The sequence below is a fragment of the Nonomuraea guangzhouensis genome, assembly GCF_019396345.1.
Lineage (GTDB): Bacteria > Actinomycetota > Actinomycetes > Streptosporangiales > Streptosporangiaceae > Nonomuraea > Nonomuraea guangzhouensis.
On the sequence record NZ_JAHKRM010000064.1, the window covers coordinates 1 to 23,765 of the forward strand.

24 protein-coding genes and 1 pseudogene are annotated in these 23,765 nt (G+C 69.3%); 6 read left to right on the top strand and 19 right to left on the bottom strand.

The features are described from left to right. Positions 1-123 precede the first annotated feature (123 nt). From hypF to KME78_RS61160, 3 genes are all read right to left on the bottom strand, one after another. On the bottom strand, positions 124-2,358 hold the full coding sequence (gene hypF, locus KME78_RS61150; RefSeq protein WP_219539492.1) for a carbamoyltransferase HypF: 2,235 nt from the start codon (positions 2,356-2,358) through the stop codon (positions 124-126). Positions 2,359-2,367: 9 nt separating this feature from the next. Further along, a complete protein-coding gene (locus KME78_RS61155) occupies positions 2,368-3,024 on the bottom strand; it encodes a CBS domain-containing protein (RefSeq protein WP_219539493.1) in 657 nt (218 codons plus the stop codon). An 85-nt stretch (positions 3,025-3,109) separates the two neighbouring features. Continuing rightward, on the bottom strand, positions 3,110-3,301 hold the full coding sequence (locus KME78_RS61160) for a hypothetical protein (RefSeq protein ID WP_219539494.1): 192 nt from the start codon (positions 3,299-3,301) through the stop codon (positions 3,110-3,112). An 82-nt stretch (positions 3,302-3,383) separates the two neighbouring features. Here KME78_RS61160 and KME78_RS61165 point away from each other — a divergent pair, with 82 nt between their 5' ends. Then, entirely contained in the window at positions 3,384-4,331 is a 948-nt protein-coding gene (locus tag KME78_RS61165) for an Acg family FMN-binding oxidoreductase (protein WP_219539495.1), read from the top strand. A gap of 38 nt (positions 4,332-4,369) precedes the next feature. On the opposite strand, the gene KME78_RS66905 is transcribed toward KME78_RS61165, so the two are convergent. The 4 genes from KME78_RS66905 to KME78_RS61185 form a co-directional block, all read right to left on the bottom strand. After that, entirely contained in the window at positions 4,370-4,555 is a 186-nt protein-coding gene (locus KME78_RS66905; protein WP_219539496.1) for a universal stress protein, read from the bottom strand. Positions 4,556-4,561: 6 nt separating this feature from the next. Then, positions 4,562-5,422 carry a universal stress protein gene (locus tag KME78_RS61175; RefSeq protein WP_219539497.1) on the bottom strand — a complete coding sequence of 287 codons (861 nt, stop codon included), beginning with the start codon at positions 5,420-5,422 and terminating at the stop codon, positions 4,562-4,564. 186 nt (positions 5,423-5,608) lie between these two features. Then, positions 5,609-6,022, bottom strand: a complete 414-nt coding sequence (locus KME78_RS61180; RefSeq protein ID WP_219539498.1) for a hypothetical protein — start codon at positions 6,020-6,022, stop codon at positions 5,609-5,611. Between the two features lie 20 nt (positions 6,023-6,042). Next, the gene (locus KME78_RS61185) at positions 6,043-7,428 is read right to left on the bottom strand and encodes a WS/DGAT/MGAT family O-acyltransferase (RefSeq protein WP_219539499.1); all 1,386 of its coding nucleotides are present in this window, start codon (positions 7,426-7,428) and stop codon (positions 6,043-6,045) included. Positions 7,429-7,747: 319 nt separating this feature from the next. Between KME78_RS61185 and KME78_RS61190 the strand changes: the two genes are divergently transcribed. Then, positions 7,748-8,020: an SHOCT domain-containing protein gene (locus KME78_RS61190; protein ID WP_219539500.1), complete on the top strand. Its 273-nt coding sequence runs from the start codon at positions 7,748-7,750 to the stop codon at positions 8,018-8,020. Between the two features lie 133 nt (positions 8,021-8,153). Here KME78_RS61190 and KME78_RS61195 read toward each other — a convergent pair whose 3' ends face one another. From KME78_RS61195 to KME78_RS61210, 4 genes are all read right to left on the bottom strand, one after another. Continuing rightward, complete coding sequence (locus tag KME78_RS61195) at positions 8,154-8,519, bottom strand: hypothetical protein (protein ID WP_219539501.1); 366 nt, start codon at positions 8,517-8,519, stop codon at positions 8,154-8,156. A gap of 50 nt (positions 8,520-8,569) precedes the next feature. After that, positions 8,570-9,535 (bottom strand): cytochrome d ubiquinol oxidase subunit II, encoded by a 966-nt coding sequence (gene cydB, locus KME78_RS61200; RefSeq protein ID WP_219539502.1) that lies wholly within the window; start codon positions 9,533-9,535, stop codon positions 8,570-8,572. A gap of 15 nt (positions 9,536-9,550) precedes the next feature. Further along, positions 9,551-10,924 (bottom strand): cytochrome ubiquinol oxidase subunit I, encoded by a 1,374-nt coding sequence (locus KME78_RS61205; protein WP_219539503.1) that lies wholly within the window; start codon positions 10,922-10,924, stop codon positions 9,551-9,553. Positions 10,925-11,002: 78 nt separating this feature from the next. After that, a complete protein-coding gene (locus tag KME78_RS61210) occupies positions 11,003-11,719 on the bottom strand; it encodes a CBS domain-containing protein (protein WP_219539504.1) in 717 nt (238 codons plus the stop codon). 215 nt (positions 11,720-11,934) lie between these two features. Between KME78_RS61210 and KME78_RS61215 the strand changes: the two genes are divergently transcribed. The 3 genes from KME78_RS61215 to KME78_RS61225 all read left to right on the top strand — a co-directional run bounded on the left by KME78_RS61215 (position 11,935) and on the right by KME78_RS61225 (position 16,561). Next, positions 11,935-12,945, top strand: coding sequence for a zinc-dependent alcohol dehydrogenase (locus KME78_RS61215; protein ID WP_219539505.1), 1,011 nt, complete (start codon positions 11,935-11,937; stop codon positions 12,943-12,945). 164 nt (positions 12,946-13,109) lie between these two features. Continuing rightward, positions 13,110-15,422, top strand: a complete 2,313-nt coding sequence (locus KME78_RS61220) for a phosphoketolase family protein (RefSeq protein ID WP_219539506.1) — start codon at positions 13,110-13,112, stop codon at positions 15,420-15,422. After that, positions 15,398-16,561 carry an acetate/propionate family kinase gene (locus KME78_RS61225; RefSeq protein WP_219539507.1) on the top strand — a complete coding sequence of 388 codons (1,164 nt, stop codon included), beginning with the start codon at positions 15,398-15,400 and terminating at the stop codon, positions 16,559-16,561. Before KME78_RS61220 ends, KME78_RS61225 begins: the two co-directional genes overlap by 25 nt. A 47-nt stretch (positions 16,562-16,608) precedes the next feature. On the opposite strand, the gene KME78_RS61230 is transcribed toward KME78_RS61225, so the two are convergent. The 5 genes and pseudogenes from KME78_RS61230 to KME78_RS61255 form a co-directional block, all read right to left on the bottom strand. Continuing rightward, positions 16,609-16,758 (bottom strand): hypothetical protein, encoded by a 150-nt coding sequence (locus KME78_RS61230; RefSeq protein ID WP_219539508.1) that lies wholly within the window; start codon positions 16,756-16,758, stop codon positions 16,609-16,611. Between the two features lie 198 nt (positions 16,759-16,956). Continuing rightward, complete coding sequence (locus tag KME78_RS61235; protein WP_219539509.1) at positions 16,957-18,600, bottom strand: wax ester/triacylglycerol synthase domain-containing protein; 1,644 nt, start codon at positions 18,598-18,600, stop codon at positions 16,957-16,959. Positions 18,601-18,678: 78 nt separating this feature from the next. Further along, positions 18,679-19,092, bottom strand: coding sequence for an Hsp20/alpha crystallin family protein (locus KME78_RS61240; protein WP_219539510.1), 414 nt, complete (start codon positions 19,090-19,092; stop codon positions 18,679-18,681). Between the two features lie 85 nt (positions 19,093-19,177). Beyond that, entirely contained in the window at positions 19,178-19,849 is a 672-nt protein-coding gene (locus KME78_RS65755) for a hypothetical protein (protein ID WP_246654974.1), read from the bottom strand. 85 nt (positions 19,850-19,934) lie between these two features. Further along, a pseudogene (locus KME78_RS61255) lies at positions 19,935-20,897 on the bottom strand (class I fructose-bisphosphate aldolase); the annotation flags it as partial. Positions 20,898-21,233: 336 nt separating this feature from the next. Here KME78_RS61255 and KME78_RS61260 point away from each other — a divergent pair. Continuing rightward, complete coding sequence (locus tag KME78_RS61260) at positions 21,234-21,917, top strand: CBS domain-containing protein (protein ID WP_219539514.1); 684 nt, start codon at positions 21,234-21,236, stop codon at positions 21,915-21,917. Here the strand turns inward: KME78_RS61260 and KME78_RS66910 are convergent. The 3 genes from KME78_RS66910 to KME78_RS61275 are packed head-to-tail and all read right to left on the bottom strand — an operon-like array spanning position 21,808 to position 23,745. Beyond that, entirely contained in the window at positions 21,808-22,230 is a 423-nt protein-coding gene (locus KME78_RS66910) for a thioredoxin family protein (RefSeq protein ID WP_219539515.1), read from the bottom strand. The two genes, KME78_RS61260 and KME78_RS66910, sit on opposite strands and share 110 nt — an antisense overlap. Continuing rightward, complete coding sequence (locus KME78_RS61270; RefSeq protein ID WP_219539516.1) at positions 22,227-23,138, bottom strand: sulfite exporter TauE/SafE family protein; 912 nt, start codon at positions 23,136-23,138, stop codon at positions 22,227-22,229. The genes KME78_RS66910 and KME78_RS61270 overlap by 4 nt, the downstream gene beginning before the upstream one ends. A gap of 25 nt (positions 23,139-23,163) precedes the next feature. After that, positions 23,164-23,745 (bottom strand): rhodanese-like domain-containing protein, encoded by a 582-nt coding sequence (locus KME78_RS61275; RefSeq protein WP_219539517.1) that lies wholly within the window; start codon positions 23,743-23,745, stop codon positions 23,164-23,166. Positions 23,746-23,765 lie beyond the last annotated feature (20 nt).

Consider the following 23,765-nt stretch of genomic DNA (forward strand, 5'->3'; position numbering starts at 1 on the left):
ACACGGCGATCGGTGGCTACGTCCGCTGGCGCAACGCCCGTGCCCAACCAAAGACCAGCTTCGCCGCCACTTCACCTATCCGAAGCTGGACCAGTTACCCGGCCAAGGTTGCGTGACGGGCCACTAGACCGATGACAGCCTCGCCGCGGCCACGGCCGCCTGACCGTAGCTGATGCCGCCGTCGTTGACGGGGATCCGCTCGCCGATGTACGGCTCGAACCCGGCCTCCGACAGCCGGGCCAGCGCGTCGGTGGCCAGCAGCCGGTTCTGGAACACCCCGCCCGACAGGCAGACCTGGGTGACGTCGTGCTCGGCCGCGGCCCGTTCGCACAGCAGGACGGTGACCGCCGCGACGGTGGCGTGGAAGGCGGCGGCGATGCGGCCGACCGGCTCGCCGTCCCTCTTGGCCTCCAGCAGGTGCCGCAGCGTGACGACGCCGTCGTACACCCACAGGCCGTCGCGTCGTTCCAGCCGCCAGGCCAGCGGCTCGGTCGCGGGGTAGGCGGCAGCCGCCTGCTCCAGGCGCATCGCGGCTTCGCCCTCGAACCCGTTGACGTCGCACAAGCCCAGCAGTGCGGCGGCGGTGTCGAAGAGCCGGCCCGCGCTGGAGGCGATCGGACAGTTCACCCGCTTGGCGATCATGCGGCCGATGATTTCCCGATCGGAGAGGCCGGCGGTGAGACCTTCAGAAATGGGGCCGCCGGTGGTCTCACCGCCGAGCAGGTAACCGAGTGCCATGCGGGCGGGCCTGCGGACGGCCGCGACACCGCCGGGCATCGGAGCGTGGGAGAAGCGGCCCAGCCGCCGGTAGCCGGTGTAGGTGGCCAGCAGCAACTCGCCACCCCAGAACGTGCCGTCGTCACCCAGCCCGAGCCCGTCGTAGGCGACCCCGAGGAAGGGCGGCTCCAGGCCGTGCTCGGCGGCCACAGCGGCGACGTGCGCGTGGTGGTGCTGTACGGCGACGCGGCTCGGCCAGCGTCGTGCCAGCCGGGTCGACAGGTAGCCGGGATGCAGGTCGTGCACGGCGTGGGCAGGTTCAATGTCGTGAATGCCGCGCAAGTGGTCGAGCGCGGCATCGTACGCCTCCAGTGTCTGGGCGTCGGAGAGGTCACCAATGTGCGGCCCCATGACCGCGTGGTGGCCCTCCGCGAGGGTGAATGTGCTCTTTATCTGGGCGCCCATCGCCACCAGAGGCGGGGCGGCGGCCGGCAGACGCAGCATGGCGGGCGCCAGTCCACGCGCTCGGCGGATCGTGATGGACCGCGACCCCAACGAGCGGACCACCGAGTCGTCGTAGCGGGCCACGATGGGCCGGTCATGGGTGAGCACACCGTCCACGTCCAGTCCAGAGACGTTATCGAGCAGCATGGGGCTGTCGGGGTGGTTCGCGCTGGTCACCACGAGCGGGCGGCGTAGCGCGTCCAGCAGCAGATGGTGCAGCGGCGTGCAGGGCAGGAACACCCCGACATCGGGCATTCCCTGGCACACGCCGGGCGACAGTACGCTGTGCCGTCGCGGGGCCAGCACGATGGGCGCGGATGGGGCGGCGAGCAGGAGCCGGTCGGCTTTGGTGAGGCCGGCCAGCGCGTCGGCGGTGACCATGTCACGCACCATGATTGCCAGGGGTTTGGCGTCGCGTGCCTTGAGCTGTCGCAGTCGGCCGACGGGTTCGTCGTTGATGGCATCACACACGAGTTGAAAGCCCCCGAGACCCTTGATGGCGATCACACCGCCGCCCGCGACGACGTCCACTGCAGCCCGCAACGCCGCCTCGCCGGTCATGGTCAGGAAGCGCAGCCCGGGACCGCATGACGCGCAGGCGATCGGCTCGGTGTGGAAGCGACGGTTCGCCGGGTCGTGGTATTCGGCAGCGCAGGCCGGGCACATCTCGAAGCCGCGCATCGACGTGCGCGCCCGGTCGTACGGCAGGCTCTCGATGATCGTCGCCCTGGGACCGCAGGCGGTGCAGTTGATGAACGGATAGCGGTAGCGCCTGTTGGTCGGGTCGAACAGCTCGCGCCGGCAGTCGGCGCACGTGGCCAGGTCCGGCGGGATCTCCCGCGAGGTGCCGGAGCCGGCCTCGCTCTCCATGATCTCGAACCCGGCGGCCTCCCGATCGGACGCCCCTTGGGTGACGACCACGTCGCGGACGCGGGCTGCCTCGGGCCGCGACGTCTTCAAGCCGGAGACGAAAGCCTCCAAGCGGGCCGGCGAGCCGCTCGCGGAAATGACCACGTGCCCGCCGGCGTTCCTGACGTGCCCGCGGATCCCCATGGCGGTGGCCAGCCGGTGCACGAACGGCCGGAAACCCACACCCTGCACGGTCCCGTGCACCTCGATACGCCACGCCGCGTCCACGACCGTCTCCTACATTCCCGTGGGCACGATGAGCAGGTCGTCCTTTTCCGGAACCACCTCGCAGATGACGTCCACGATGCCCTCCACCAGCCGGATGGCCTCCGTGAGCGCGATGACCTGAGACCTCCACTCGACCGTGCCGTCGATCTTCACAACGCCCCGGTCGATCTCGATCGAGAACGCCTCGGGGTCCGGGAGCAGGGTCCTGATCTCCGCCTCCAACTCGGCGGCGGGACGGGTGAAGACCCGCAGGACGTCCCGCTGGTGCAGCGTGCCGATGATCCGCCCGGTGACCACGTTGATCACGGGGAGCTGCTTGATGCGCTTGGCGTGCATCAGGCGGGCCGCGTCGCGCACGGTCGTGTGGGGTGTCACGGTGATCGCCGGAGAGGTCATCAGCTGGGCCGCCATCACCCCCTGGGCCTTCTCGTGCTGGCGCCGCCGCGCGCGGGACTCGAAGATCGACACGCTGTGCCGTACGGGATCGGCCTCCTTGAGCAGCAGGTCATCTTCCGAGACCACGCCGACCGGCCGCTGGTCGGCGTCGACCACAGTGACCGCCCCGACCGCGAACCGCTCCATCTCGGCCACGATGTCGGCGAACGGCGTGTCCTCCGGCACGGTGATGGCCACCCGGCACATGACCTTCTCGACTTCGATCGACATGATGTCCACCTCTCTTTCACCCTTACGGTGCTCCATGGCATCCAGGTCCGCATCGGCGGAACGTCCCGGATGACCGGGTCTTAGGTCACTCCTTGGCGCGGACCACCGCCACCGGGCAGCGGGCTTTACGGGTGCGATCCGTGCCCTGGGTGAAGGTGAGGTGGATGGCGATGTTCACGCCCGCAACCGCTGTCGCCAGAGCGTCCTTCCAAGTCAGGCTCATGCCTGCGTCCGGCGGGAAGGCCGTGCCGCCGGTGCCGTTGGTCCCGGCGGCCATGGATGTGCGGGACGTTCGGCAGGACCTCCGGCCCTGACGGCTCCCACCCCCGTGGACCAGCGTCGGCCGCAGGAGGTGCGTCATGACCACTGCACACACCATCGATCTCGCGGTCAGGCGACTGCTCGTGGCGGCCGGGGAAGCGCCTTCGGTGCTCAACACCCAGCCGTGGCGGTTCAAGGTGGGCCACGGCGATGTGATCGAACTGCTCGCGGACTGGGATCGCTGGTTGCCCGTGAGCGACCCCCGCGGGCGTTCGCTGCACGTCAGCTGCGGTGCCGCGCTGTTCAACCTACGCGTCGCGTCCCAGGCGGCAGGGCGCAGGCCGGCCGTCAGACTGCTCCCGACACCGCAGGAGGCGCCGGATCTGCTGGCCACCGTACGATTCGATGCCCGGTGCGCGTCGACGGCCGAGGCCCGGGAGATGTACGGCCTGATCCCGTACCGGCGCACCAACCGCACGCCCTTCGACGAGCGCCTCATCCCGGCGCCGGTGCTGAGCGAAATGCGCACCGCCGCCTCGCTGGAGCAGGTCAGGCTCATCCTTCTGGACCGACGCAGCGCGGCCGACATGCTCGACTACGCCGCCATCGCCCAGGACGAGCTGGCGCGTGACGACGACTACCTGGCCGAGCTGGCGGCGTGGACCACGGGTCAGGGGGTGCCCGCTCACGTGCACGGGCCGCAGGCCGTCGGCGACGTGGACCCGGTCCGCGACTTCGGCCGCCGTGATGGATCCATGCACTTCGAACGGCATCCGCAGCTGGCGGTGCTCGCCACTGGAACTGACGAGCCGATGGACTGGCTACGCGCCGGGCAGGCCCTGCAGCGGGTGCTGCTGGTGGCGGCCAAGCACGGGGTCTCGGCATCGTTCCTCAACCAGCCTCTCGACCTGCGCGACATGCGACGCCACCGCGATCCGCATCACCGGCGCGGCCACCCGCAGATGATCATGCGACTCGGGTATGGCCTGGTCGTGCCGCGCGCCCCGCGCCGTCCCATGACCGAGCTGCTGGCCGAGCACTCCTGATCGAACATCGGGGTTGAGGCGCCTTTGCCCCGTCACGGTCAGTGCACCACCGCGATGGGGCAGCGGGCGTGATGCACCATGGCCTGGCTCACCGAGCCGAGCAGGAGCCCTCGAACCTGGCTCAGGCCCCGCCGCCCTCCTACCAGCAGGCATGCCTTCCACGCCGCCTTCAGCAGTGCCGAGCGTGCCAGCTCGTCGACGAGTTCGGCCGGCCGCCAGCGCACGTCATGTCACGGCTCTTCGTGATCTCTGGTCGCTCCGTTCCGGACCACGACCATCGGACACGGCGAATGGTGCAGCAGGGCATGGCTCACCGATCCGAGTACCATGCCGGCGAACGTCCCATGGCCATGCGACCCGACCACGAGCAGGTCGGCCCCCGTCGCGGCCTGGCGCAGCACCTCGACGGGATGCCCGTGGACGGCTTCTTCGATGACCTCGACGTCGGGGCACCGCTCACGGTGTCCAGTGAGCGCCTCGTTGAGCGTGAGCGCCTCGTTCTGCTCACCGTCGGCGTCCGCAGACTCGAAGCCGTCCAACCGTGGCCTCGCCCACGCGTGCACGACACGCAGCCGCGTCCCTCGCAACCGCGCCTCGGCGAAGGCGAAGTCCAGCACACGCTGGGACCTCGGCGAGCCGTCCATGCCCACCACGATCTCGCCGCGCGGCAGTGAGGGCAGTGCGCGGACCACGACGACGTCGCAGGCCGCGTGCCCGGCAACCCCATAAGCGACCGATCCGACGAGCAGGCCGCGTACCCCTCCAATCCCATGACTGCCGACGACCAGCAGCTCCGCGTCCTCCGACGCCCGGATCAAGGCCGTACGCGGATCGCCCGGGAGCGCGGCCGTCTTCACCTCAGCCTTCGGCTGCTCGTGAAAGGCCCGGTTCTCACCCGCGGCGAGCACGGTCGCGCAGCCCTCGCGCAGCCATGCGGCCACTTCTGAGTAGCGGCCGTCCTTGGCCTCTACGGCCCATCGAGGCATGGCATGAGCAACGGTGAGCGGCACACCTCGAAGCGCCGCCTCCCTCGCGGCCCAGCCGACTGCCTCGAGTCCGGCCTGCGACCCGTCTACTCCAACTACGATCATGACGAACCCCTGAACCTCACTGTTCCGCTGGTGAGTGACCGGGTATAAGCCCCCTGGTGGATCGGCGAACAACGCCGTCACCGATGGCACCCATCCCTTTCGCCTTTAGTCTGGGCAAGCGCTCAGACCGCGAGCATGAGGAAAAGGTCCTGATGCGTGGTGCCTTTGGTCCCCCGAGCAGCATCGTCACGGACGTTCTGGTGAGGACCGCGGGTTCGTCGCGGCCAGCCGTATCTGCAACGACAGCGGCGCCAGATCGAGGTGGATGGACCTCGGCCCGGAGACGCGGCTGAAGACCACGCGGGCAGTGCCGATGCCGAAGCGGGAGAGGTCGATTCGGAAGACGTGCGGGTCGTCCTTGTCGTCAGGATGGAGGAGGAAGCCTTTGTAGAGGGCGGGTATCGGGCTGAGCGCTCGAAGCCAGAGTCGGCCGCGCCGCACGACGACTTCGGCGCCGAAGCCGGCCATGGACCACGCCTGCATGTCCGTCAGCTGGGCGCGAGGCCGGTACCAGCCGATGGGATCGCCCCAGACCTCGGGATGGTGCGGGATGTCGGTGCGGATGGCCGCTTCCGGGACGTCGATACGTGGAGCACACAAAAACCGGCACGGAACGGGACCTAGAGCTCTGCGTTGAGCTCGTCAAGGGTCTCGCGCAGGTATCCGGAGAAGGCCCACACGTCGGGAACCAGGTCCCTGCAGGCGGTGATCCCGATGTCGAGGCGGCCGTCGTAGGAGAAGGCCGTGATGTTCACCGCGCCGCTCACGTCGGTGATCACGGACACCGGATAGTGCGCGAGCAGCCTCACCCCCGCGATCCGCAGCGGAAACTGCGGTCCGGGAACGTTGGACACGATCACATTGATGGGCGGCGCCGTTCTCCCCACCAGGTCGAACGCGGCCCGGTCGGTCAGGCCGCTCAGCGCGGCGGGCAGGCTCTCGCTCAACTCCCGCAGCCAGCACGCCGGAGTCAGCTCGAACCGTTCCTTGATCCGCTCCATCGCCTCGCCCACCAGTTCGAGCCGCCGCCGGGCATCGGCCACATGCGTGGGCAACTGAGTGATCATGATGGTGACCTGGTTGCCCTCACTTGTACCCGCTCGCCCTCGCAGAGAGAACGGCACGCCTGCGATCAACGGAACGTCCGGCAACGCCGCGTGGTCCACCAGCCATCGACGCAGCGCTGAGGCCGCCAGCGTCAGCACGACGTCGTTCACCGTGACGCCGAAGGCGTTCTTGACCCGCTTGATCTCCTCCAGCGGCAGCTCGGCGAAGGCGTAGCGACGATGGCCCGAGACCGGACCGCCCAGCGGGGTATGCGGGGCCGCGAAATCCGGAAGGTCGGGCAGAGGGCTGCGGCGCAGTAGCCGCGACAGGTCGCCCGCACCCGGCAGCCGGGAGATGACGGGCAACTGATCCAGCACCGGCAGCGCCTCGCCGACGAACCTCATCAGATGCGCGGGATTGTTCACGAGGTGCCGTGCGCTCCTGGCCAGCATGCGCCACAGCTCCGGAGGAGCGTCCGGCTCGCAGGCGACCGTCTCAGGGGCAGGGTCCATGAGCGCCGCGAGCACCTCGGCCCCGGTCAACCCGTCGACGGCTGCGTGATGGACCTTGGTGTAGAGGGCGCAGCGGCCTCCGGTCAGGCCATGGATCAGGTACATCTCCCACAGTGGACGGGCCCGGTCCAGCCGCCGCTCGTGCAGGCGGGCGACCTGCTCGGCCAGCTGCGCGTCGTCACCAGGGGGTGGCAGGGCAAGCTCCCGGACGTGATAGTCCAGGTCGACCTCGACGTCGTCGGCCCAGTACGGGTGGTCGAGCCCAAAGGGCACATGCACCAGCCGCCGCCGTAACTGCGGCACTCCGGCCATCCGCTCCGCCAGCCTGTGCAGGATCTCGTCCTTGGCCAGACCCATTTCGAGTACGGCCAGCCCGCCGATATTCGCGACATTCGTCACCGTTTCGAAGTTGAGGAACTGCGCGTCCAGCGCGCTGAGCTGCCGCATGTCTCCACCCCAATCCGGCCAGAGCCTGTGTTCCGTGTGGTGCGCCGGAGGTGACACGAATGAGCATTCACGACAGCACCACGGCCACGGCGCGCCACCGTGCGAGCCGACAACCACAAGCACGGGCTCCGCCGAAGCGGCCACCAACATCGAACCGCACGCCGCCTCGCCGCCCCAGAGCCATAAGTCCCTCACGGACGAGTCCAAGGACCGGCAGGAAGCGGCGGCGGCTTCTTACTAATTTCGGTAGTAGCTGGGACCTAAGGCCCTATGTGGCGGCGGGCCGCGAGGTCACGATGACGGCAGGAGACGAACAGAGGTGATCACGATGATGTGGTGGGGTTACAGCGGTATGAGCGGCTGGGGCTACGCGCTCATGGGTGTCAGCACCGTGCTCTTCTGGGGGCTGCTGGCCGCAGTGATCGTGCTGGCCACCCGCTCTGCGAGCAGGGGCGTCCGCACCGGGGCGTCCGCACCGGCGCCGGAGGAACTGCTGGCGCAGCGCTTCGCCCGCGGAGAGATTGGCTCCGAGGACTACTACGCGGGCCTGGAGGTCCTGCGCGCCAGGCACGACCATCCCATCGGCCGTTGAACGACGCGCGGCACAAGCCAGGGGCGGGCCCCGGTCCGCCCCCATGGCTCGCGCCGCTCAGCTCGGACCCAGAAGTTCACGGTGAACCCCACGGTCGCCAAGCCGAGCATCAACGCCGGTCTCGCACTGTGTCTCAAAGGCGTGGCGCCAACTGGTCGCGCCCGCGTCGAAGTCCGGTGGCGCCCAGCCCGCACCGGGCGTAGAAGTCCTCGATGGCGGCAATGACACTGCCGATCGTGGTGGTGGCGTAGCGGGCATGCCGAAGATGGCGGCTGTAGCGATGAGCTGCCCGTGCCGCCGCCGCCACATCAGTCGGCGGTCCGCTGGTGGGGGAGCCACTGTCCTGTGCGGCGACCCACGTCAGGAACCCGCGGACGCGACGGAGATAGGCCACCCTGCTGGAGTTGGCCAGCGTCGAGCCGGCCAGAGCGGTGGCGTAGGCGGAGATCACCGCTTCATAGACGGGCGGGAGGCGCCCTGCCTCATGCCGCGTGCTCATCGGGAAGCTCCTTGCTGCTCGGTGCGAGATGCGATCTGCCGGAGTGCTCCTCAGGTGGCTCCGGTGAGACGGCGGCGGAAGACCCAGTACGTCCAGGCCTGGTAGGCCAGGACCAGCGGGGTGAAGATGGCAGCGACCCAGGTCATCACGGTCAGCGTGTACGGCGTGGAGGCGGCGTTCGTCACGGTGAGACTGTTGGCCGGGTCGAGCGCGGGCAGCACGTTCGGCCACAAGCCGGTGAACAGGGCGGCCACGACCGCCACCACGGCGAGCGCGCTGGCGACGAACGCCCACCCGTCACGGCCGCGCAACGTCGCGGCCACGGCGCCGATCAGGCCGAGCGCGGCCAGCGCCACTGCGGCCCACCAGGCCGGCCTGCCCCCGCCTCCGGAGGCCAGCAGGAACCCCATCACCACCAGGATCGTCACCGGGGCCAGACTCTTGGCCATACGGGCGGCGCCCTGGCGCAGGTCGCCGGTGGTGCGCAGGGCCAGGAAGACCGCGCCGTGCAGGGTGAACAGCAGCAGCGTGGCCAGCCCGCCGAGCAGCGCGAACGGGTTGAGCAGGGTGAACAGGGTGCCGGTGTACTCGTGGTCGGCGTCCAGCGGCACGCCGCGCACGATGTTGGCGAAGGCGACGCCCCACAGGAAGGCCGGGCCGAGCGAGCCCCAGAAAAAGGCCCGGTCCCAGCCGCGCGGGCTGTCGGACTTGTTGCGGTACTCCAGCGCCACCCCCCGGGCGATCAGCGCCAGCAGGATGAGGAACAGCGGCAGGTAGAAGCCGCTGAACAGGGTGGCGTACCACTCGGGGAACGCGGCGAAGGTGGCGCCGCCGGCCACCAGCAGCCACACCTCGTTGCCGTCCCATACCGGGCCGATCGTCTTGACGATGGTGCGCCGTTCCCCCTCGCCGCGGCCCAGGAACGGCAGCAGGATGCCGACCCCGAAGTCGAAGCCCTCCAGCAGGAAGTAGCCGATCCACAGTACGGCGATCAGTACGAACCAGACGTTTTCCATGGTCGGATGTCCTTTTTAGTAGCTCAGGGCGGGGACAGCGGCGTCGGGCTCGTTCTCCTCGACCGGTCCGAGGCGGATGTACTTGATCAGCAGCCGTACCTCGATCACCGCCAGCACGGCGTACACGAGGGTGAAGCCGACCAGCGTGATCGCCACCGAGGGGATGTCCACGCCCGGAGACACGGCGGCGGCGGTGCGCATCAGGCCGAAGACGGTCCACGGCTGGCGGCCCATCTCGGTGAAGATCCAGCCAAGGCTGTTGGCCAGGAACGGCAGGGCGATCCCGGCGATGGCCAGCCGGTAGGCCCACCGGCTCGCGGGCAGCCTGCCGCGCCTGGTCAGCCAGAGTCCGGCCAGTGCCAGCAGCGCCGACAGCGCGCCGAACCCGATCATCAGCCGGAACGACCAGTAGGCCAGGCCGACAACCGGCCGGTAGTCGCCGGGGCCGTACAGCGCCTGGTAGCGGGCTTGGATGTCGTTGATGCCCTCGACCTTGCCGTCCAGGGTGTTGGTGGACAGCAGGCTCAGACCATGGGGGATCTGCAGGTTGATGTGGTTGCGGCCGTTCTCGACGTCGCCGACGGCGAACAGGGAGAAGCCCGCGGACGTCTCGTCCTCCCACAGAGCTTCGGCGGCGGCCATCTTCATCGGCTGCTGCTCGGTCATGATCTGGGCCTGCCAGTGCCCGGAGAACGACACCCCGATCGCGGAGGCGAGAGCGACGGCCAAGGCCAGCCGGGCCGAGGTCCGAAAAAGCGATATATCCCGCTTCTTCAGCAGGAACCACGCGCTGACGCCGAGCACGAAGGCCGCGGCGGTCAGAAAGGCTCCGAAGATCACGTGGGGGAAGGTGACGAGCGTGGTGGAGTTGGTGAGCACGGCCCAGATGTCGGTCAGTTCGGCGCGGCCGTTGTGGACGCGGTAGCCAACCGGGTGCTGCATCCAGGAGTTCGCCGCCAGGATGAAGTACGCCGAGATGTTGGTCCCGATCGCGGCAAGCCAGATGGTGGCCAGATGCAGCCGGGGCGACAGCTTGTCCCACCCGAAGATCCACAGCCCGAGGAACGTGGACTCCAGGAAGAAGGCCATCAGCCCCTCCATGGCCAGCGGCGCCCCGAACACATCCCCGACGAAGCGCGAGTAGTCACTCCAGTTCATCCCGAACTGGAACTCCTGCACGATGCCCGTCACCACGCCCATCGCGAAGTTGATCAGGAACAGCCGCCCCCAGAACCGGGTCAACCGCAGATACTCCGGCTTCTTCGTCCGGTGCCAGGCCGTCTGCAGCCCGGCCACGATGATCGACAGGCCGATCGTGAGCGGCACGAACAGAAAGTGATAGACGGTCGTGATGCCGAACTGCCAGCGCGAAAGGTCCAAGACATCCATGCGGTCAGGTTTCTGTAAAGCGGACCCGGGCCGTAGGGCCGAGCGGCCCCTACTCCAAAGGACCTTGGTCCCATCCGCTCAGGAGCGGTCCCAGATCAAGGGCAGCTCCAGCCGGTCGTCCCGGTCCCAGACGAGCTTCTCGCGGACACCGACGACGCCGCCGAGCCCCTTGGCCCTGTGCACGGCCGCCGCAGCCTCACTACGGGTCGAGGTGAAGCCGGACAGTGTCACGATGCCGTCCTGTACCTGGACCACGATCCCCGTCCGGTCGTTCCACCGGGCCTGCTCGGGTATTACCTCCTCGACCCAGCGCTTCAGCTCCGCGTCGTCGCGCACGTACGCCTTGAGCAGGTCGCGTCTGCTCACGATGCCGATCAGCCGCCCGTCCTCGTCTGTCACGACCAGGCGCTTGACCTCGTGCTCGTCCATGAGCTGGGCAGCCGTCACGGTGGAGACGTCCGGCGCGACCGTCACCGCCGGCGCCGACATCAGCTCGGCGGCCGTGACACCTGCGGCCTTCTCCTTGCCGTTCTCGCCGTGTCCAGCCAGCCGGCGGAGCAGTCGGGCACGCAGCCGCGGCCGGTAGCCCTCCCCGTAGTACTGCTCCCTGAACTCCTCCTTGCGCAACAGGTCCGCCTCCGACACCACGCCGACGACCCTGCCGTCCTCGTCCAGCACGGGCACGGCGCTGACCCTGTGCCGCACCAGCAGCTCGGCGACCTCCTTGAACGGCGTGCCCACCTTCGCCGAAGCGACGTGAGTGGTCATCACGTCTCTCACACTGATCTGCAACATCGGATTCTCCTTTCTCTGCGTGACCATCGCAGCACCGCACCGAAGCAGGTCTCCAGGGACGGAAGTCCCGCGGTCCGGAGCTTTTGGCCAGAACGTCTTCCGAGACAGGGCCCCAGCACGAGGGACTGACGGCCGTGAAGCGCAGGACCTTCGGCCCTCCTCCCAGCCCGCCCCATCGGTGAAGGTGGGGCGCACATCAAAGGAGAGTGGAAAGCATGCGCGCTGCCGTCGTGACCGGATTCGACAAGCCCCTGGAGATTCAGGAGGTGCCCGTCCCCGGGCCAGAGCCGTACCAGGTCCTCGTCCGCATCGAGGCCAGCGGTCTGTGCCACACCGACATCCACGCCGCCCACGGTGACTGGCCGGTCAAACCGTCCCTGCCCTTCACCCCGGGGCACGAGGGCGTCGGCGTCATCGAGCAGCTCGGCTCCGCGGTGACCGGCCGCAAGGTGGGCGAGCGGGTTGCCCTGCCCTGGCTCGGCTACGCCTGCGGCACCTGCGAGTACTGCGTCAGCGGCCGCGAGACCCTGTGCGAATCACAGCAGAACACCGGCTACGCCCTCGACGGCGGCCACGCCGAGTACGCCGTCGCCCACGCCGCCTACGTGGTCCCCGTCCCGGAAGGCATCGCCCCTGCCGAAGCGGCACCGCTGACCTGCGCGGGCGTGACCACGTACAAGGCGGTGAAGGTCTCGGGCCTGCGTCCCGCCGAACGTGCCGCGATCTTCGGCATCGGCGGTCTGGGCCACCTCGCCCAGCAGTACGCGCAGATCTTCGGCGGCGAGACCGTCGCCGTCGACGTCACCGAGGACAAGCTACGACTGGCCAGGAGCCTGGGCGCCACGCACACGGTCAACGCGGCCACCTCGGACCCGGTCGAGGAGATCAAGGCGCTGGGCGGGGTGGACGTGGCCATCGTCCTGGCCGCCAGCCCCCGCGTTCTGGAGCAGGCCCACGCCTCGCTGCGCCGCGGTGGCCGCCTGGTGCTGGTCTCCCTGCCCAAGGACAACGCCATGAGCCTGCCCATCTTCCAGACCGTACTGGGCGGCGTCACCGTCATCGGCTCCATCGTCGGCACCCGCGCCGACCTGGCCGAGGTCTTCCGACTGCACGCCGCGGGACGCACCAAGGTCATCTACCAGACGCGCAAACTCGAGGACATCAACCAGTCCTTCGGCGACGTCCTGGCCGGCACCGTGCCCGCCCGCCTGGTCTTCGAGATGTGACCGCTCCATAGGCCCCCGCCGTTCGCCCGGCTGGGACTGCTTCACGCCCGAACAGTCCCAGGCCGGGGACGATTGGGTTTGAGCCTGGATCCGAACCATGTGCCCTGAAGGATCGGGACCAAGGTCCCTAGGCCCATCCCGCTGGATCCGAAATATTGAGACGCATGACACCCCTGCAGAAGATCGATGCGTACTGGCGTGCCGCCAACTACCTGTCCGTGGGCCAGATCTACCTGCTCGACAACCCGCTCCTGACCGAGCCGCTCCGCCCCGAACACGTCAAACCCCGCCTGCTCGGCCACTGGGGCACCACACCCGGGCTCAACTTCTGCTTCGCCCACCTCAACCGGATCATCGCCGAGCGCGCCCAAGACATGATCTACATCGCCGGCCCCGGCCACGGCGGTCCTGCCGCGGTCGCGCATGCCTGGCTGGAAGGCTCCTACTCAGAGAAGTATCCGGACGTCTCGCAGGACGCCGCGGGCATGCGGCGGCTGTTCCGCCAGTTCTCCTTCCCCGGCGGCATCCCGAGCCACGTCGCGCCCGAGACACCTGGCTCCATCCACGAGGGCGGAGAACTGGGCTATTCGCTGGCGCATGCTTTCGGAGCGGCCTTCGACAACCCCGGCCTTGTGGTGTCGTGCGTCGTCGGCGACGGCGAGGCCGAAACCGGACCGCTGGCTGCCAGCTGGCATTCCAACAAGCTGCTCGATCCCTACCGCGACGGCGTCGTGCTGCCGATCCTCCACCTGAACGGCTACAAGATCGCCAATCCGGCCATACTGGCCAGGATTCCCGAGGAAGAGCTGGTCAAGCTCATGGAGGGGTACGGGTACCGACCGCACATCGTCGGCCCGGACCATGAGCAGATGGCGCAAACACTGGATGAGGTGTTCGACCAGATCGCCGCCTACAAGGACGGCCGCGCGACCAGACTCCCCATGATCATCCTGCGGACGCCCAAGGGCTGGACCGGGCCACGCGAAGTCGACGGCCTGCCGGTGGAGGGCACCTGGCGCGCCCACCAGGTGCCGCTGTCCGGCGTACGCGACAACCCGGAGCACCTGGCGATGCTGGAGGAGTGGATGCGCTCCTACCGGCCTGAAGAGTTGTTCGACGCCGACGGCCACCCGATCCCGCAGATCTTGCAGACCGTGCCGCAGGCCGAGCGCAGGATGAGCGCCAGCCCGCACGCCAACGGCGGCGAGCTGCTGCGTCCCCTGGCCCTGCCGGACTTCCGCGCCTACGCGGCGGAGGTCAAATCCCCCGCGACGCAGACCAGCGAGCCCACCCGCCTGCTGGGCGCCTTCCTGCGCGACGTGATCGCCGCGAACCCGCACAACTTCCGGCTGATGGGCCCGGACGAGACCGCCTCCAACCGGCTGCAGGCCGTCTTCAAGACCACCAGCCGGGCATGGAACGCCGCCATCGAGCCGACCGACGAGCACCTGGGCGCAGGCGGGCGGGTGATGGAGGTGCTGTCGGAGCATCTCTGCCAGGGTTGGCTGGAGGGCTACCTGCTGACCGGCCGACATGGGATGTTCAACTGCTACGAAGCGTTCATCCACATCATCGACGCCATGTTCAACCAGCACGCCAAGTGGCTGGAGTCGGCGAAGAAGATCCCGTGGCGGCGTCCGGTCGCCTCGCTCAACTACCTGCTGTCCTCCCACGTGTGGCGCCAGGACCATAACGGCTTCAGCCACCAGGACCCTGGTTTCCTGGACGTCGTGGTCAACAAGAAGGCCTCCGTGGTGCGCGTCTACCTGCCGCCGGACGCCAACACCCTGCTGTCGGTGGGCGAACACTGCCTGCGCTCCCGGGACTACGTCAACGTCGTTGTCGCCGGAAAGCAGCCCGTACTCGACCTGTTCACCATGGACGAGGCCGTCGCCCACTGCACGCGGGGCCTGGGCATCCTGCCGTGGGCATCCACCGACCAGGATCAGGAGCCCGACGTGGTACTGGCCTGCGCCGGTGACGTGCCCACCCTGGAGACCCTGGCGGCGGCCGCGCTGCTGCGCGAGCACCTGCCGGAGCTGAAGGTGCGGGTCGTCAACGTCGTGGACCTGATGCGCCTCCAGCCCCCGTCGGAGCATCCGCACGGCATGTCGGACGCCGAGTTCGACACGCTGTTCACCGTCGACAAGCCGGTCATCTTCAACTTCCACGGCTACCCCTGGCTGATCCACCGCCTCACCTACCGGCGGCACGGCCACCACAACCTCCACGTGCGCGGCTACAAGGAAGAGGGCACCACGACCACGCCCTTCGACATGGCCATGCTCAATGACATCGACCGATTCCACCTGGTCATGGACGTCATCGACCGCGTCCCCGGTCTCGGCACCACCGCCGCCCACCTGCGCCAGCGGATGGTCGACGCCCGGCTCCAGGCCCGCGCCCACACCCGCGAGCACGGCGAGGACTCGGTGGAAATAGGCGCGTGGACATGGCCGGCCGCATTCTCGTCCTGAACACAGGATCTTCGTCGATCAAGTACGAGCTGGTGGACGTCGAGACCCGCGAGCGCCCGGCCAGGGGCCTGGTCGAGCGGATCGGCGAGAGGAACGGGCGGCTCACGCACCGGACCGGCGACCGGCCGCCGTACGTCCGGGAGCGGCCCTTCCCCGGGCACGGTGAGGGGCTGGACGCGATGATGGAGGCGTTCGCCGTAGCGGGACCAGGGTTGTCCCCGGTCGCGGTCGGGCATCGCGTCGTGCATGGCGGGACCCGGTTCACCGAGGCCGTGCTCATCGACGACGAGGTGATCGCCGAGATCGTGAAGCTGGCCCCGCTCGCGCCCCTGCACAACCCGGTCAACCTGGCCGGCATCCGGGTCGCGCGCAAGGTTTTCCCGGGGGTGCCGCAGGTGGCCGTGTTCGACACCGCGTTCCATTGCACGCTGCCGCCAGAGGCGTATACGTACGCGGTGCCCCAGGAGTGGGGCGTGCGGCGCTTCGGCTTCCACGGCACCTCGTGCGCTTACGTCTCCCGCCGCGTCGCCGCCTTCCTGGGCGGCGACCACGCCGGGCTCAACCAGATCGTGCTGCACCTGGGCAACGGCGCCAGCGCCACCGCGATCTGCGGCGGCCACAGCGTCGACACCTCCATGGGCATGACTCCCCTGGAGGGGTTGGTCATGGGCACCCGCTCGGGTGACGTGGACCCGGCGCTCCCCGGCTACCTCGCCCGGGTGCACGGCATGGACGCCGAGCAGGTCGAGCATGCCCTCACCCATCGCGGCGGCCTGCTCGCGCTGACCGGGAGCCTCGACATGCGCGAGGTACGCGGCCGCGACGACGACGCGGCCAGGCTGGCCCTGGAGGTCTACACCCGGCGTGTCCGCAAGTACGTCGGCGCCTACTACGCGCTGCTCGGCCGGGTGGACGCGATCGTATTCACCGGCGGCGTGGGCCAGCACGACGCCGCCACCCGCGCCGCTTCCCTGGCGGGCCTCGAACGGCTCGGCATCGCCGTGGACCCGGCGCTCAACCAGGCCGGTCCGATCGGCGAGCGGGCCGTCTCCCCTCCGGGCGCCGAGGTGCCCGTGCTGGTCATCCCGACCGACGAGGAGTGGGAGATCGCCCGTCAGTCCCTCGCGGTCATCTCCTGACCGGCGGCAGCCGAACCGCGGCCATGACCATCCGTCAAAGGGGGAATTCAGCCAGCGCCAGCACCTGCGGTGACGACCGCCATCGACCAGGTGTCGGCGTCGAAGGGCCTGTTGGCCGTCCGGGCCTCCGCAGGCTGCGCTCCGTGGCGAGCGGCCGCGGACAGCAAGGCCACGTCCACGGCGTCGCGGGTAGGCACGATCGAACCTGGCGAAAACCAGCGCCAGCGGCAATACGTACCCCTCTGCGGGGACTTCCGCGTCCGCTCCGGTGGACGATGCGGACCACCCAGATTGTCGTGTGCCCGAAGCCAGCACGGCCTCGGCCCGCCATCAACCGCCGTACCCCGTCCGGACGTGTCATCCCTTATTGGCCTTCTCCCCACCGTTGGGCGATGTTACCGCATCGCCGCGAGTTCGCCGCGCAGGGCAGTGATGAGGAGGGGCAGGTCCGGGGTTCGATCGGTGTCGGCGGCGACGCTGATGGTGAGCGCGCCGGCGTACGAGAGCACGCTGAAGGCGACGCTCACGTTGCCACGGGCCAGGGAGATGGGGATGACGGCGGCCACCGTGGCGCCGTTGAAGGCCAGGGGCTGCTCTGGGCCGCGTAGGTTGGTGACGGCAGTGTGGATCAGGCGCTGGTGGTCCATGAACCAGCCCAGCGCGCCCACGCGGGCCAGGACGCGGTTCATGCCGGCGAGCAGCTCGGCCGAGCCCCACGAGGCCGCGCTTCCCTGGCGCTTCCTGAACGTGGATTTCCTGGCTCGGGTGATGGCGGCGGTCCGTTCCAGCCGTTCGGAGAGGGTGCCTGCGGTCGGCAGGCGTACGGGCATGACGCCGACCTGGTTGCCGAGCCAGTCGGAGGTGGCCGACGTACGCGCCGACACCGGCACGGAGGCGACCAGCTCCGGAACACTCTCCCCGCGGCCGGCCAGCAGGGCGCGCAGGGCACCGGTGATCGCGGCCAGGACGGCGTCGTTGACCGTGCCGCCGTGAGCGTGGGCGAAGCCCAGGACATCGTCGAGCCGCACGGTGACGGTCGCAAGGCTCTGGTGCGGACCGGTGGGCTGGTTCAGTGAGCAGCGCGCCACGCGCGAAGGGGCACCCAGCTCGGCGGCGGCCCGCCGGATCACCGCCCCCGCGTGGGGAAGCCGCGCGAGCGCGCGTAGCCTGCTCACCCACGCCTCGGCGGCGATCCGGCGCAGCGGCGGCGCGGGGCACGGGAATCGCCGCAGGAGGGTCTCAGGTTGGCCGGTCGCCGGCTGGGCCCCGCCCTCGGCCGGCTCGGACGTGCCGTCGACCAGGGCTCCCAGGACTGCCAGGCCGCCGATGCCGTCGGCGAGGACGTGATGGAAACAGGCGATCAGCCCGACCCGGTCTCCGGCCAGGCCGGTCACGATGGTGATCGACCACAGCGGCCGAGCCGGTGCCAGCCGTCGGCTGATGATCTCGGCGGCGAGATCGAGCAGCGCGCGCTCGTCTCCGGGCGACGGGCAGGTTCTGACGTGGAGGTGGTGGCCGAGGTCGAACGCTGGGTCGTCGACCCACACCGGGCGCCCGCAGCCCAGCGGCACGGGAACCAGCCGCTGGCGCAGCCGCGGAACGGCGCGGACGCGTTCGGAGACGAGGTGCCGCGCGCGGTCCAGGTCGAATCCCGGCCCCGCCTCCAGCACCAGACAGGCTCCTGCCTGCATGGGAACGGGTCCCACGTCCACTGCCAGGTTGAGCACATCGCCCAGGCTCGCCCGATCGACGGCGGCGGGCTCGCTGCGTCCCCCGCCCCGGTCGAAGGGGGCCGCCTCAGCGTCGGGCGACCCGTCGAACCCGGCGACGACCTCACCGTGGCTTCCCGAGTACGGCTCCCGGACGATCACGACCGGGCTGTGCGCGTGACCGGCGAGCGCCATCCCGCTCGACCCGAGCACGAACCCACCGAACCTGCCCAGCCCTCTGCCGCCCAGCACAAGCGTGTCGACCGCCCAGTCCACTGCCCGGTTTGCCGACGCCGAGCCATCGATTCCGACCACTGTCGACCTGGTCATCACCGGCCTCCTGTCATTGATAAGGCGACGAGCGCGGGCAGGAGCCCCGTGTCTCTCCCGCCCGCGCTGCCATCGGCGTCAATGCTCGATGGCGATCCGTCGGCCTTCCGCCTTCTTGTCCTCGGCCAGCCCGATGCTGATCTCCAGCACACCGCCCTGGTAGGTGGCCTTGACGTCGTCCGTCTTGGCCGTCGCGGGCAACGTCACCGACCGGGACAGCGACCCGTAGACGAACTCCGAGCGGTGCGGCTCGGTCGCCTTCCGGCTCTTCTCGGCCCGGATGTGCAGCACCCCGCCGCCCACGGTGATCTCGACGTCCTTGTCGGGGTCGAGCCCGGGCAGCTCGGCGCGCAGCACGTACCGGCCCTCGGCGAGGTAATCCTCGATCCGGACGATCTGTCCGAACGGCCGGAGCCCGAACATCGGGTGCTCGATCCAGTCGAACAGCTCCGGGAACGGGAACCTGCTTTCCCTACGCTCTGGCAGGTTCATCGCAAACCTCCTTCCGTGGGCACCCGCCCACATCTCCAGCACACACCGGGCGGCAAGGTCCCCCTAGAGGAGGAGGTCCCGATCTTCAGGGACCATCGGTCACCTCGACTTTCCGGGTGCCGAACGCGTGCCGTACGGTGGCGATGAGCCACAGCGCGACGGTGGCCGAGAACAGCACGGCCAGCAGGAATTCGCTGCCCATGATCAGCCCCACGACGCCCGCGGCCAACGCGATGACGCCCAGTGTGCTCGCGATCCCCATGTAGAGCCCTCGGGTCTGCGGCGGTGCGCTCAACGCGCAACCACCCACCATGCCGAGCAGCAGGATGGCGCCGGTGGCACCACGCACGCTTCCGACGATGGGCAGGTCAGCGCCCTGCAGGAAGGCCACATAGATGGCGACGTTCACGCCCGCGACCGCTGTCGTTATGGCGTCCTTCCAGGTCAGCTTCATCGTGGTCACCTCCTTTCCCTTCGAGCGTGCGCGTGCGCCCGGCGCGCGGACAGTGCTGTTGGTCCCTGCGGGTGAGGACGTTCGCCGCTGTACGGAGCCGGAGCAAGCGGCGGCCGTAACCGGCACGCCCGGCCACGACGCTGCCGCGAGGCCGTCCAGCGCGCCGATCAGCGGGACCAGGTTGCCCGCCTCGTCCGGCCCCACCAGGCCGTACTCGGACCCCTCGGGAACGGCCAGGTCCACGCCGTCCAGCGCCTGGTGTGGGCCGTACCGCTTGCCCAGGCCGCTCGTCTCGACGACCATCACGCGATCGTGACGTCGGGTCCAGGTACACGTCCTGTACGGCGTACAGCAGCGACACCCCCGCGGCCAACGGCCGCTGGAAGGACTTGCGGCCGACGATCAGCCCCATACCGCCCGCCCGCTTGTTGATCACGGCGGTTCGTACGGCCTGCGCCAGATCCGTCTGCCCGCCCGAGGCGCCGCCAGAGTTGATCAGCCCGACGCGGCCCATGAAGCAGTTGACCACCTGCCAGCGGGTCAGCTCGATCGGGTGCTCGGTGGCCAGCTCTGAGTAGACGCGGTCGTGGGTCTTGCCGAAGCGCAATGCCCGGAAGCCGCCGTTGGACACCGGCTGCTACTGCTTGACGACGTCGGCCTCCACGGTGGCGGCCAGATGGTTGGCCTGCCCGGTCAGGTCCGCGCTGAGCTGGTGGTCGACGCCGTCCTTGAAGAACGCCTCGTTGCGCAGGTAGGCCCACAGTACGGTGAACAGGCCCAGCTCGTGCGCCCGCTGGAACGCCTCGCGCACCTCCCCGAGCTGGCTCATGCTCTCGCCGGAGCCGAAGTAGACGGTCGCGCTCACGGCCACCGCACCCAGGTCAAACGCCTGCTTGACGGAGGCGAACATGCTCTGGTCGTACCGGCTGGGGTAGGTCAGCAGCTCGTTATGGTTCAGCTTGACGATGAACGGCACCCGGTGCGCGTACCGGCGCGACACCGCGCCCAGCACGCCGAGGGTGGAGGCGATCGCGTTGCAGCCGCCCTCGACGGCCAGCTCGCACAGATTGGCGGGGTCGAAGTAGGCGGGGTTCGGCGCGAACGACGCCGCCGCCGAGTGCTCAATGCCCTGATCCACCGGCAGGATCGACAGGTAACCCGTGCCCGCCAGGCGTCCGGCGTCGAAGACGTGTTGCAGGTTGCGCAGCACGGCAGGTGACCTGTCGGTGAGTGCCACCACGCGATCCACGAAGTCGGTGCCGGGCAGTTGCAGCTTGTCGTACGGGATTCCCGTCGCGCGGTGCTCCAGTAGATAGCCTGCCTCGTCACCCAGCAGCCGCTTGAGATCCATGATCGGCCCCCTTTCCGCGACCGGTCGGCTGGGCCTCCGATGCCCGCACTCGACCCGGCCCGCTGCCACGCTTTCTCCGCCGAGAGCAGCCCATCAGAGTCGAAGGTCCCCAGCCCGGGTGTCAGCTCGGCCCTCTTGCTCATGGCTGGCCTTGATCGCGCGTTCAGCACGCGGCGTGGAGGTCGTGTATGAACGCCGCCGCCGGCGTGGGGGCGCACGGCCACGCGGATTACCTAGTCACCGGACCAAGGGCCGCCCGATGCGGGACTTCCGGCCCTACTTCCCCGGCGGTCCCGGAGCTGTGCTGGAGTCGACCACTTCCGGATGGAGCACACCATGAGAACGACCGTTGAGAACGTGATGACCACCGACGTGGCGGCCGTCAACCAGAATGCGTCCTTCCACACCGTCGCCGAGATGCTCATCGACAGGGCCGTCAGCGGCGTACCGGTCCTCGACGACGACAACAAGGTCCTTGGCGTGATCTCCGAGGCCGACCTGCTGGCCAAGGAGGAGTTCAAGGAGCGCTACTACGGCGACGACTACCGGCCGCCGCTACGCGCCCGGCTGCGCCACGTCGCCGGCAGCGAGGGCAGCGGCTACCGTAAGTCGGTCGGCGAGACAGCCGGCCAGCTGATGACCTCACCCGCCCACACCACCGCCCCGGACACCCCCGTCGTGGCGGCCGCCCGTCAGATGGACAAGTACGGCGTCAAACGCCTGCCCGTGGTGAACGCCGAGGGCCACCTGGTCGGCATCGTCAGCCGCCACGACCTGATCAAGGTCTTCGTGCGTCTGGACATCGACATCGAGCGCCAAGTCCGCGAGGCCCTGCGCGGCGAGCTCGACGTCAGAGTGGTCGACGGCGTGGTCACCCTGTTCGGGACCTGCGACGAGCGCAGCCAGACCCTCACCGCGGTCCGGGCCGCCGAGAGCATCGACGGCGTGGTGGCTGTGCGCGACGAGCTGGGCTGGAAGCACAACGACATCGCCGAACTGCCCGTCTGGGGCGGAGCCTGACACGTCGCTCGTCCCGCACACGGTAAATCGGCTGACGGGCACCGATCACGTGTCCCGGCCTGGCATCAGACGCCGGGACACGTTCATATAGCCGCGGCCTGCTTCGCGGCGACTTGGCGCGGACCTGGCTTTGTTCGGCCTCGGTGTCGACCTTGCCGAAGACCAGGTCGAGGTGGCGGGCGGCGGCTTCGAAGACGGGCGCGAAGCGGCGACAGGGTCCGCACCAGGCGGCCCACAGGTCGATGAGGATCGCCCCTTTGCCGGTGACCTGCTCGGTCCAGTTGGCGGCGGTGATGGTGATGGGACCGGTCATGACTTGCTCCAGCTCTCTATACCTCCAGGGGTATAAGCGTTCGAGCGTGATGGGTGATTCCCTGCAATCGACCGGCGTCGGCGCCGCAGCGCGAGCGCGACGGTGGCCGCCAGCGCTGCCAGGGCCGCCCCAGCGGCAGTCCAGGCGCTATGCAGTAACGCGGGCGGCGACTGCTGGACGAGGACGAAGACGCCCATGGCCAGGACGAACCAGCCGAACGCCTTGCGCAGCCGGTCAGCGTCGATCCGGCCGGCGAAGCTGCCGCCGACGAGCCCGCCGATCACGGCCGCCGCGGCCACCGGGAGCGCCAGTGACCAGTCGATCGTGACGCTGTGCAGGTATCCGGCCAGGCCGGCCAGCGACTTCATCGCGATGACGACCAGAGAGGTGCCCACCGCGACGCCCATGGGCAGGCCGCCGAGCAGGACCAGGGCGGGCACCACCAGGAAGCCGCCGCCCGCACCGACGAGCCCGGTCACCAGGCCGACGCCGACGCCTTCGGCGATCACGTGCAGGATGGGCGCTTCGCGATGGGCGGGCGTGACGCGCGGGGTGCGGTGGTCGCGGATCATGGCGACGGCAGTGGCCAGCATCATGGCCGCGAAGGACGCCATGAGAAGCACCTCCGGCAGGTACGGGCCGATCAACCCGCCTCCGTATGCGCCCGCCATGCCGGCCGCGCCGAAGATCAGTCCGGTGCGCCAGCGGATGCGTCCAGCCCTGGCGTGGCCGATGGCGCTGACCGCGCTGGTGACGGCCACGACGAACAGCGACATGGCGATGGCCTGCCTGGCCGGCACCCCGGCCAGGTAGACCAGCACCGGCACGGTGAGGATCGACCCCCCACCGCCGAACAGGCCTAGCGTCACGCCGACCAGGACTGCGGCGGTCAGAGTCAGAGCGATCATCTATACTCCCGGGGGTATGTAGAAGTCATGGCGAAGGCTGCGAAGCGGAGCCCTGGCGCAGGCGGGCGAGGGCGGTCTCGACGTCCACGCCGCCGACGCGGTTGTAGGGCAGCTTGGCCAGCAGCAGGCCCATAGCGCAGGTGTCGGTGAAGGCCGCGACCATCAGGCCCGCGCCGACGAACGCCGCGACGGCCGCCACGGCGGGGATCCAGAGGCTGGCCACGACCGCGGCGAGCACGATGCTGCCCGCAATGAGCCGGACCTGCCGTTCCAGCGGCCAGCGCGCCCGGCCCCGGTTGACGGGCGCTCCGGTGGCGATCCAGGCGTTCATGCCGCCGTCCAGTACCACGACGTCGGACAGCCCGGCGTCGCTGAGTGCCGTCCGGGCGCGCTCGGCACGGTTGCCGGACTGGCAGATGAGCAGCATGCGGCCACCGGCGTCGGTGACGATGCGTCGCAGGTGGGCGTCGACCTGATCAAGGGGCAGGTTGATGGCGCTGTCGATGTGCGCGGACTCGAACTCGGCCGGGGTGCGGACGTCCACGACGAGGACATCGGGGTTGGTCGCGATCAGCGAGCGGGCGGAGGCTGCGTCGATGCGGGACACGAAGGTTCTCTCCTGGTTCG